The 9,252-nt window shown below is 56.2% G+C and carries 9 protein-coding genes; 2 read left to right on the top strand and 7 right to left on the bottom strand.

The genetic code is table 11. From position 1 onward, the window contains the following. The first annotated feature begins 96 nt into the window (after nucleotides 1-96). Entirely contained in the window at nucleotides 97-1,308 is a 1,212-nt protein-coding gene (locus tag AWB69_RS27795) for a tyrosine-type recombinase/integrase (protein WP_062090037.1), read from the top strand. Between the two features lie 262 nt (nucleotides 1,309-1,570). On the opposite strand, the gene AWB69_RS50420 is transcribed toward AWB69_RS27795, so the two are convergent. Together AWB69_RS50420 and AWB69_RS27785 are read right to left on the bottom strand one after the other, a co-directional pair. After that, nucleotides 1,571-1,705: a hypothetical protein gene (locus AWB69_RS50420; protein ID WP_269447496.1), complete on the bottom strand. Its 135-nt coding sequence runs from the start codon at nucleotides 1,703-1,705 to the stop codon at nucleotides 1,571-1,573. A 420-nt stretch (nucleotides 1,706-2,125) separates the two neighbouring features. Next, nucleotides 2,126-2,509 (bottom strand): VOC family protein, encoded by a 384-nt coding sequence (locus AWB69_RS27785; protein WP_062090035.1) that lies wholly within the window; start codon nucleotides 2,507-2,509, stop codon nucleotides 2,126-2,128. Nucleotides 2,510-2,786: 277 nt separating this feature from the next. On the opposite strand from AWB69_RS27785, the gene AWB69_RS27780 reads away from it, so the two are divergent. After that, a complete protein-coding gene (locus AWB69_RS27780; RefSeq protein WP_062090034.1) occupies nucleotides 2,787-3,566 on the top strand; it encodes a DeoR/GlpR family DNA-binding transcription regulator in 780 nt (259 codons plus the stop codon). A gap of 110 nt (nucleotides 3,567-3,676) precedes the next feature. On the opposite strand, the gene AWB69_RS27775 is transcribed toward AWB69_RS27780, so the two are convergent. The 5 genes from AWB69_RS27775 to AWB69_RS27755 form a co-directional block, all read right to left on the bottom strand. Beyond that, nucleotides 3,677-4,702 (bottom strand): LacI family DNA-binding transcriptional regulator, encoded by a 1,026-nt coding sequence (locus AWB69_RS27775; RefSeq protein WP_063977930.1) that lies wholly within the window; start codon nucleotides 4,700-4,702, stop codon nucleotides 3,677-3,679. 206 nt (nucleotides 4,703-4,908) lie between these two features. Next, complete coding sequence (locus AWB69_RS27770) at nucleotides 4,909-5,919, bottom strand: Gfo/Idh/MocA family protein (protein WP_063977932.1); 1,011 nt, start codon at nucleotides 5,917-5,919, stop codon at nucleotides 4,909-4,911. A gap of 25 nt (nucleotides 5,920-5,944) precedes the next feature. Continuing rightward, on the bottom strand, nucleotides 5,945-7,045 hold the full coding sequence (locus AWB69_RS27765; protein ID WP_062090031.1) for an ABC transporter ATP-binding protein: 1,101 nt from the start codon (nucleotides 7,043-7,045) through the stop codon (nucleotides 5,945-5,947). A 9-nt stretch (nucleotides 7,046-7,054) separates the two neighbouring features. Then, entirely contained in the window at nucleotides 7,055-7,930 is an 876-nt protein-coding gene (locus tag AWB69_RS27760) for a carbohydrate ABC transporter permease (RefSeq protein ID WP_062090052.1), read from the bottom strand. Nucleotides 7,931-7,937: 7 nt separating this feature from the next. Next, on the bottom strand, nucleotides 7,938-8,861 hold the full coding sequence (locus tag AWB69_RS27755; protein ID WP_156528988.1) for a carbohydrate ABC transporter permease: 924 nt from the start codon (nucleotides 8,859-8,861) through the stop codon (nucleotides 7,938-7,940). Between the last annotated feature and the right edge of the window lie 391 nt (nucleotides 8,862-9,252).

Genomic DNA, 9,252 nt, shown 5'->3' with positions numbered 1-9,252 from the left:
GTTAATTAACTTGAAATAGAATATTTAATTTAGACATTATGACGATAATGTCGAGTAAAATGACGCATTCTCTGAATTGGCTACGTCTCACCCCATATGCCGTTTCCTGAGCCCCTCCGCGTGTCCGACGGCGCCCTCGTGCCACTTGAGTCGCTTAAGCTGCTTGAGCAGCTACACCTGCCGCCCGAGTTCGACGGTGGCCATGGCACGAACCGCGCGCTCGGCAACCGCCCTCAAATTGCCGCGCAAAACGACATCGACGCGATCCGGGCGTGGCTCGCGCGCTTCGTCGACACGAAGCCGACCTTCGACACCTATCGTAAGGAGTCCGAACGCCTGCTGCTGTGGTCGACCACCGAACTGAGGAAACCCCTCTCCTCGCTCACGCACGAAGACCTGCTCCTCTACCGGCGGTTTCTGGCCGACCCGCAGCCGGCGCTGCGCTGGGTCATGACCGGTCGCAAAGTGGCCCGCGCAGACCCATCTTGGCGGCCGTTCGCGGGACCGCTCTCCCCCGCAAGCGAGCGACAGGCGTTTGTGATTCTGAATACGCTCTTCGCGTGGCTCGTCAACGCGGGCTACCTGGCGGGAAACCCCCTGTCCTTGTCGCGCCAACGCGCACGCAAGGCCAGGCCACGGGTGACGCGCTTTCTGGAGGACGATCTCTGGCGGGCCGTCAAAACCTCGATTGACGCGATGCCCCGTGACACTGCACGCGAGCAGGAACACTACGCACGGGTGCGCTGGCTGATCTCGCTGCTGTATCTGATGGGCCTGCGTATTTCGGAAGTCGTGAGCAATCCGATGGGGGGCTTTTTTAGGCGGCGCGATCGCGATGGCCAGGACCGTTGGTGGCTGGCGATCACCGGCAAGGGCGACAAGGAGCGCTTGCTGCCGGCGACCACCGAACTGATGGCGGAGCTGAGCCGCTATCGCCGACACTATGGTCTTGCCACCCTCCCCTACGGCGGTGAAACGACGCCGCTGTTGTTGCCGATCGGTGGTACACAGCGGACGATGACCCGCGGTGCCGTACACCTGATCATTAAACAGGTGTTCGACAACGCGATCGCCCATCTTCAATCAACCGGCGAAGCACATGAGCGCGCCGCAAAACGGCTGCGCCAGGCTTCTGCCCATTGGCTGCGGCACACAACCGGCTCTCGCATGATGGATGGCCAAGTCGATCTGCGATACGTGCGAGACAACCTGGGGCATGCGTCTATCTCGACCACGAGCCAGTACCTGCATGCGGACGACGACGATCGGCATCGTGCAACTGAGGCCGGACTGAGACTCAACTGGTAACAGCTGCGCGGCGAACCCCACATGTTGTGGTGTGCAGTCGGGGAACAAGGCAGCGAGCTCGACATTCGAGTTTGGTCGAAGCTACCCATAGTCCTTCTTCGCGACTGGTGTTCGTGAGCGCTCACCCGCTCTCTTAGCTCTATCGAACCTTCGCAGACGGCACGAAATGCCACCGCAGCCTGGCAGACGACCAACGCGACCGCCAAGACAACAAGCTTATAGCCTAAACTTCCCGACCATGGCTTTCAAACCGCGAGCCTGATCATCCAACGACCGAGCAGCCGCAGTAGCCTGCTTGCGCCGGATCGGTGTTGTAGTGCTTCCGGCGATGTTCCGGCCGGGCCGACGAGACGAGCGCGATACCGGTCTTGCTGACGAGTTCGATTTTGGCGCGCACCGACGGTCGGATCTTTAAAGCTTTCCCGAACGCATCTTCGACGGCGTAGTTGCCATAGATGTCCGCGTGGTCAAAGGTTGTTACGCCGAGTCGAGGCAACCGTCGATGTATCCAAGCAGTTCCTTCTCCGACATGCGCCAGTCCATCAGTCGCTACATCCCGGCGGCAATGCGAGAGAACGTCAGTTCATTCAGTAGCGTAGTGCGCGGACAGATCATTTCGATGCATCCCTCTTCAACGACAGTCGGTTGTACATGGCATCGCGGCCGATCCCCGCAAGCTGCACATCCGCGCGCTCGATGAGCCCTCTGACGGCGATCGCACCCATGACATTGCCGATTTTACAATCCGCTCCTCCGACCTATAGGTAGTCGATCACAAACGAAACCAGCACCCAGTCGGATGACTGGACATTGCCTCTCACACGGTCACTTCCACCAGATTTCCATCGGGATCGGAAATTACCGCTTCGAAGTATCCATCCCCTGTCCAACGCGGACCAGAAATGAGCGCCCCCTCCAGTTTCATTCGCGTAGCCAGACCGATCACAGCGTCCTCAGTCCCTATGGAAATAGCGATATGTGCCCAGCCAATTCGGGGAGAATCGCTCGCCTGAAGTTCCAGATTTGGCAAACTCATGAGTTCGATCGACGGGCCCGTTGATAAACGAGCAAAGCGGGATAAAAACCCGGGCGTTCGTTTGCTACGATACGTCGGACCAACCTCGGCACCAAAGATGTCGCGATAAAAATCGGATGCCCGGTCCAGATCAGAGGTCCAGAGGGCAACGTGAGCGACATTCATGACGGGTTCCTTTTAAATGCAGCAAATGTATAGCGAATGCAAAGATCGCCGACTTATGCCAAACGCCGCGGCGCATGACATCAGTTTGGAATGCTGCGATTGCGCGGACAAAACCGCGCGGACAAGTGGCTCAGCTAGACGCCATCGAACTCAGAATCGACCTCGTCGCCCGCACATGCAGGATGTCGATTGAATGTTGGTCAATTAATACAGCACACCTGAAATTGATCGGTATTGCTCGTTATGGTGTATTATAGCTCGATTAGAGGAGTAGTCAATGCTGACTTATGATGCATTGCCCGATGAGCGGCAAAAGTACATTCGTGAAATGCTGATCCAGATGGGACGCGTGCTCGCTATAGATCTATCAGCGAAGTTTGACGTTTCCATCCACACGATCCGCAGGGATCTGGTCGATCTCGCGGAAGCAGGAGTATGTAAGCGCGTCTACGGTGGGGCAATCGCCCTTGCCTCCGACGGCGGCTCTCTGCATAAGAGAGCCGGTCAGCAGTCTGAACGAAAGGATGCGTTGGCGAGGGCCGCAGTGAAGCTCCTGTCGTCCGGGCAGTGCATATTTATTGATGCAGGTAGCACTAATCTGGCCATTGCCAAGGCGATCGGTACAGGAACACGACTGACCATCGTGACAAACTCGCCCACGGTTGCGGATACGCTGCTTGACAACGACAGCGTCGACATAATCGTGCTGGGAGGCCAGATTGACCAGGAGGTGGGCGGCACCGTCGGGACATCGGCCGTTGAGGCGGTTCAGCGACTAAGCTTTGATCTTGCATTTCTAGGGACGTGCGCCATCGACCACGCGGAAGGGCTCACGGTGTTCAATCACGAAGATGCGTATTTCAAGCGTGCGGTGATCTCCCGAAGCGACGCCGTCACCATGGTCGTTCTGAACGAGAAGATCGCAAGCGTGGCGCGCCACAAAGTCGCCGCTCTTGACGCAGTCTCCAGCATTGTGGTCGAAAGCGACGCCCCGCGCGCACGCTTGGCTAGCTTCGAGGATTCCGGGATCGAGGTGATTATCAGTGAGAAAAATTAGGTACTTGGCGTTTGGCGCCGACCAGGCTACTGCCCAGTCCAATTTCGTGTCGCATAATCGAAAACCGCCCTTCGATCAATTTCCGGAAATACAATGTTAGCGTACCTAACTTATCCTGATCGGTGCTTAGCGGTCGCTCGCACTGACGACGATTTCGCCAGAGTACTGCCTTCGACGAAAACGATGGCGAAATCTCCTTCGATTGCCCATGACGTGCCATAGCATTGGTTCGTAAGCCATCGTGCCGCACTGCGCGCCATCGCAGCTAAAGGTACATATGCGCACGCGACGTCCGCCCATGACCCGGCAGATCCGTAGTCATAGGCGACCACTGAGACGTCAGTGGGTACCAAAAAGCCTGCAGCGCGGAGTTTCACCACGGTTTGAGCGGCAATGTCTGCGTCGTCGCAGAAGATTCCGGTATATGACGCGGCTCGCCCGATCAAAGAGTCCAACGCAGCTTCACGTTCCGGGCTGGGTGCATGAGCGATTGTGATCAGTTCATGAATGCAACGGCCCGAGCGGGACAACTCGGACCGGAAACCCTCAATAGCTGCCTGGTTTTGCGTATCGCGAGATACCACAATCGCGACACTATGATGCCCGTTCTCGATCAGTTTGCGAGCGGCAAGACTACCGCCGCTGACATGATCCGGGGAAAAACATACTCGGGAAGACTCGTTGCAGTCACGATCAAGAAACACAAGCGGACCATGCAGCTGACGTAACGCAGCGACATCGTCATCCGTCAGATCATGGCTCAAAGCGAGGATGCCGTCGCAATCCCGATCGATCAAGAAACGAATGCCGTGAATTGCCTGCTCTCGCGCCGACATTTCTCCCCATCCTCCGGTGACCACGAGATGACGCCCCGCGGAACGTACCGCTTTCTCCGCCTCCTGGAGAATTGTTCCGTACTTTGGGCTCGCCAGCGCGGGAACAAAGACGCCGACCAGTCCAATGGAGCGGGACGCAAGCGCCCGGCCGATGGAAGATGGACGATAATTGAGTGCGCGGATTGCTTCTTCGACCCGAGCGGCAGCATGGGCCGAAAGCGGCCCCTGCCCGGAGATTGCGCGGGAGGCAGTCGACATGCTTACTCCTGCCGCTGCCGCTACATCCTTTAGTTTTGCCATTCTTTCCCCAGGCATGCAGTTGGACTTCACTCCCCACAAAACCAGCGTCGCAAATAGGCCTGCCTCTGGGTCATGTCCAAGCGAATTGCACCGCTCACTCACGATTGCGCTAAGCGCGGCGAGACACGCACCGTTCTATGCACCGTCCAACGCGCTACTTTTTAACGTCCGGTCGAGCGCTTGGCACTCTTATGAAGGAGTTCTTATCACTGTGGAATGTCGACCACTCTTCCGGTGTTCGATGACTCCTGAGCGCAAAGTGCAGCGACCAATGACTTATAGCCGTCTATTCCGCTAGCGGCTGGCTTACCCTCTCCCTTCACCGCAGCGTTGAAATCGCGGACGACTCGCAGATACGGGCTGACCGTGTCGATAGGTACCTGCTTGCGATTGCCGCCAGCCTCAATGAATACCTTCCCTCCGCCATTTTGCAGGAGGACGTCCTCGGCGATCAACGAACCTTTTGTTCCATGAATTTCGAGGCCCGTGTGCGCATGCGGCGTGTTGAAACTTTCCACGACCTCGACCAGAAGTCCACTCTTCATCTTGACCACAAGCATTGTGGTGTCTTCGATGCCCGCCGAAGTCGAACCGGTGGAACCGGTGAGACAGACCACGGATCCGATCTCATTGCCGAACAGAAAGCGAAGCAGGTCCGCGTCGTGCACAGTAAGGTCAAAAATGACGCCCGCGCCGATTGAGGCATCATGCGCACGCCACCGTTTTGCCTCCGCCGGAAGTTCAACGCCGAAGAAAACGCGAGCCAGTACGATATTTCCCAGCGTGCCTGCTTGCAAGATCTCGCGAATCGCGAGGTGAGTCTCCATGCATCGCATATGATGATTGATCCCAAGCACGACGGCCGCCTTTTCACAGGCATCGAGCATTGACCGGGCGTCTTCTGCTGTAAGCGCCATCGGTTTCTCACAGAGAATGTGCTTACCCGCTGCCGCGGCGCTCAGTGTGTCGTGCACGTGGCGCTCGTTGGTCGTGCTCACATAGACCACATCTACATTCGGATCGGCAAGGAAAGCCTTTGCATCGGCATAATGAGCCCCAATGCCGTTCGCGCGTGCAAAAGCTTCCGCACGGCCTGCATCGGAACTCAGAACAGCAACGACTTCACTGTCTGCGGCCGCATTGATCGCCGGAATCAACCATTCGCTCGCAATCTTGCTCGCACCGATGATGCCCCAACCCAGTCGTTTGCCCGTCATATTCACTCCCATTTCAAGCTGTCAATCAAGCAAGCAGATCGCCCGTCTTCTTGTCGAAGAAGCGGACTTTTCGCATATCAAAGGCTAGTCGCACGTTGCCCTCGCGTGGCAACTCGTCCACCGCAAAACGGCCGGATATCTCATGTCCCGCGAGCGAGAACAGAGCGATCTCATCAGGACCCGTTGGCTCTATCAGCGTCACCGTTGCGTCGACAACGACCGTCTCCGGCACGAATGTATGCGGCATGGACAGCCATTCGGGGCGAATACCCATTGTCATTTCTACATCAATCGGTAACTTGGCCGCGACAGCATCCGAGATCGGTATCTCGATGCCGGGGCCGGTATTTGGCTCTATGCGCACCGTAGGGTGGTCTCTCCCACTGATCAATTTGACCGGAAGAAGGTTCATTGATGGTGAGCCGATAAACGTGGCGACAAAGAGGTTGGCCGGCTTGTCGTAAACTTCCGAGGGCGTTCCAACCTGCTGCAGGACACCGTTGTTCAGAATGGCAATGCGTGAAGCCAAAGTCATGGCTTCCACCTGATCGTGCGTCACGTAGACAGTCGTTTTGCCAATACGTTTGTGAAGCTTCTTTAGTTCCGTGCGCATTTCCACGCGCAGGAGCGCGTCGAGGTTGGACAGCGGTTCGTCAAACAGAAAAAGACGAGGGTCGCGCACTAGCGCGCGACCGATCGCAACGCGCTGACGCTGGCCACCAGAAAGTTGCCCCGGCTTGCGATCGAGCAAGTGCGTAATCTTTAGCAGGGTGGCCACTTTGTCAACGGCAGCGGCACGTTCGGCAGCGGGCACTTTCCGCATTTCGAGCGGGAAACTGATATTGCCGCGCACGGACATGGATGGATACAACGCGTACGATTGGAACACCATTGCTATGTCGCGATCGTGGCAAGGGACGTCATTCACTCGCTTGCCATCTATGATGATGTCGCCCGAAGTTATGCTCATCAGGCCTGCGAGGGAGTGCAGGAGCGTCGACTTTCCGCATCCCGACGGTCCCAGCAGAACAAGAAATTCGCCGGACATCACCTCGATATCGATATTCTTCAGAACGTCGACCGACTGATAGCTTTTAGAGACGCGCCTGAGCGTTAGGGCAGCCATAAATTCACCTTATCCTTTCACCGATCCAGCCATCAAACCACGGAGAAAATACTTTCCAGCAAAGAAGTAAACCAAAAGAGTGGGCATTGCAGTGATGATCACGGTTGCCATGTGTATGTTGTAGGGCCGGTCACCGGTCGTGGTATTGACAATATTGTTCAGTGCGACGGTAATGGGACTGCTATCCCCGGATGTGAAAGTCGCACCAAAAATGTAGTCATTCCAGACGTTCGTGAATTGCCAGATAAAGCACACCATGAAGCACGGCACCGAGACCGGCACGACGATTCGGCGGAATATGGTGAAGAATCGGGCACCGTCGACACGCGCGGCATTAACCAGATCGGGACTCAGCGTTATAAGAAAGTTGCGAAAAAACATTGTCGTGAATGCGATACCAAAGCACACGTGAACGATAACCAGGCCGGTGATCGTGCTCGCCAAACCCATCAATCCGAGCACATGCGCCATCGGGATCAGCACGATCTGGTACGGAATGAAGCAACCAAAGAGAATCAACGCAAAAATAAGATCGGCGCCCTTGAATCTCCACTGTGTCAGGACATAGCCGTTCACAGCGCCAATCGCGGTGGAGATCAACACCGCGGGAACCACCATCAGGACCGTGTTGGCGAAGTACCCATGGATACCTTCACACCTCAGTCCGACGCACGCTTGCGACCAGGCCACTATCCAGGGTTCAAACGTCGCGACGCGGGGCAGCGAGATCAACGAACCCGTGTGGATGTCGTCCATGGTCTTGATGGACGTCAATAACACGACGATAAGAGGGAAAAGATAAACCAGGGCGATGAGCGCAAGGCCCAGGTAGATTGCCATCCGGCCAATTCGATACGACAGCCGGTCTTGCCCAGGCAGGAGCATGTCTTGTTTAGCGTGCATTGCCGGACCTCCGCAGCTCCGAATACAGATAGGGGACAATGACTGCGGCCACAGTCATGAATATCATGACCGCGCTGGCCGCACCAACGCCAAGATTGTTCCGGGAGAAAGTCTGCGTGTACATGAACGTGGCGGGCAGCTGGGTCGAATTGGCCGGTCCGCCGGATGTCAGCGCGACAACAAGATCGAAGCTTTTCACCGAAAGATGCATCAGGATAACGATGGCCGTCATGAACGTCGGCGCAAGCATCGGAAGAATGACGCGTACATAGACTCGCCACATGGGCGCACCATCAAGACGCGCTGCCTTGATGATTTCCTCGTCAATGCCACGCAACCCGGCCAGGAACATGGCCATGACGAAACCGGACGACTGCCACACGCCCGCGATCACTACGGTGTAAATGGCATAGTTCGGATCGACAAGCCAATTGAAATGAAAATTCGGAAACCCGTAGGACTGTACTAAATGTTCGAGGCCGAGGCCGGGATTCAAAATCCACTTCCATGCGGTACCTGTCACGATAAATGACAGCGCCATTGGATAAAGGTAGATCGTTCGCAGCACGCCTTCGAACCGGATGCGCTGATCAAGCAGAACGGCCAGAATCAATCCGATCACTATCGAAAACGAAATGAACAAGCCTGCGAACACGAAGATGTTCGAGACGGCGATGTGCCACAGCGGGTTCCGCCAAACCCTGACATATTGATCAAGGCCAGCCCATTCGTTGTTTGGCATAACTCTTGACGTGGTGAAGGAAATCCATCCAGTCCAGAGCATGAATCCATACACCACGAAAAGCGTGATGGCCAACGAGGGGGCGATGACAAACTTAGGCAGGTGCACGTGGCACCAATCCCCAAGGCGGCGCTTCGTGCCGTCCGCAGTGGACCACTTGATGGGTCCCATCTGGGCATTCTCGTTGGCCCCGCCCGTGTCTGTCGGTGAGTTCGACACCTGGGGTAACCGCGATCTAGAACTGTTCATCAATGACCTCAAACGGAGAAACCTACACTTCCTACCTTGTCAGAAGGCCGAAGGCACCTACTATCCGCTCCAGGTGCCCAACCACTATCCATGTCAGGCGCGCTCTATGTAGTGATCCTAAGTGCTTGTGCAAACGCTGCCGGTTAGTCAAGCCGATCATCTCGTGCTGCTCATCTGGCAAAAGCCGCTCGCTCATGCTGCTGCCGAAGTTCCGAGGTCCGCACCGTATGCAATAGGACGCGCCATGACCTGAACCGTAGCACACCAAAACTCGTTTAAAACAACTTTGCCATAAAAATACAATGTTGTTATA

This window comes from Caballeronia udeis, from assembly GCF_001544555.2.
GTDB classification, from domain to species: Bacteria; Pseudomonadota; Gammaproteobacteria; order Burkholderiales; family Burkholderiaceae; genus Caballeronia; species Caballeronia udeis.
Note: the sequence above shows the minus strand (reverse complement) of the source record. Positions and strands in the feature narration are given on the sequence as shown.

What these genes read in the sequence shown, in the direction of transcription:
- AWB69_RS27775 (WP_063977930.1), bottom strand. Translation starts at nt 4,702, where the DNA reads ATGGCAAAACTAAAGGATGTAGCGGCAGCGGCAGGAGTAAGCATGTCG.
- AWB69_RS27785 (WP_062090035.1), bottom strand. Translation starts at nt 2,509, where the DNA reads ATGAATGTCGCTCACGTTGCCCTCTGGACCTCTGATCTGGACCGGGCA.
- AWB69_RS27760 (WP_062090052.1), bottom strand. Translation starts at nt 7,930, where the DNA reads ATGCTCCTGCCTGGGCAAGACCGGCTGTCGTATCGAATTGGCCGGATG.
- AWB69_RS27770 (WP_063977932.1), bottom strand. Translation starts at nt 5,919, where the DNA reads ATGACGGGCAAACGACTGGGTTGGGGCATCATCGGTGCGAGCAAGATT.
- AWB69_RS27780 (WP_062090034.1), top strand. Translation starts at nt 2,787, where the DNA reads ATGCTGACTTATGATGCATTGCCCGATGAGCGGCAAAAGTACATTCGT.
- AWB69_RS27755 (WP_156528988.1), bottom strand. Translation starts at nt 8,861, where the DNA reads ATGGGACCCATCAAGTGGTCCACTGCGGACGGCACGAAGCGCCGCCTT.
- AWB69_RS27795 (WP_062090037.1), top strand. Translation starts at nt 97, where the DNA reads ATGCCGTTTCCTGAGCCCCTCCGCGTGTCCGACGGCGCCCTCGTGCCA.
- AWB69_RS27765 (WP_062090031.1), bottom strand. Translation starts at nt 7,045, where the DNA reads ATGGCTGCCCTAACGCTCAGGCGCGTCTCTAAAAGCTATCAGTCGGTC.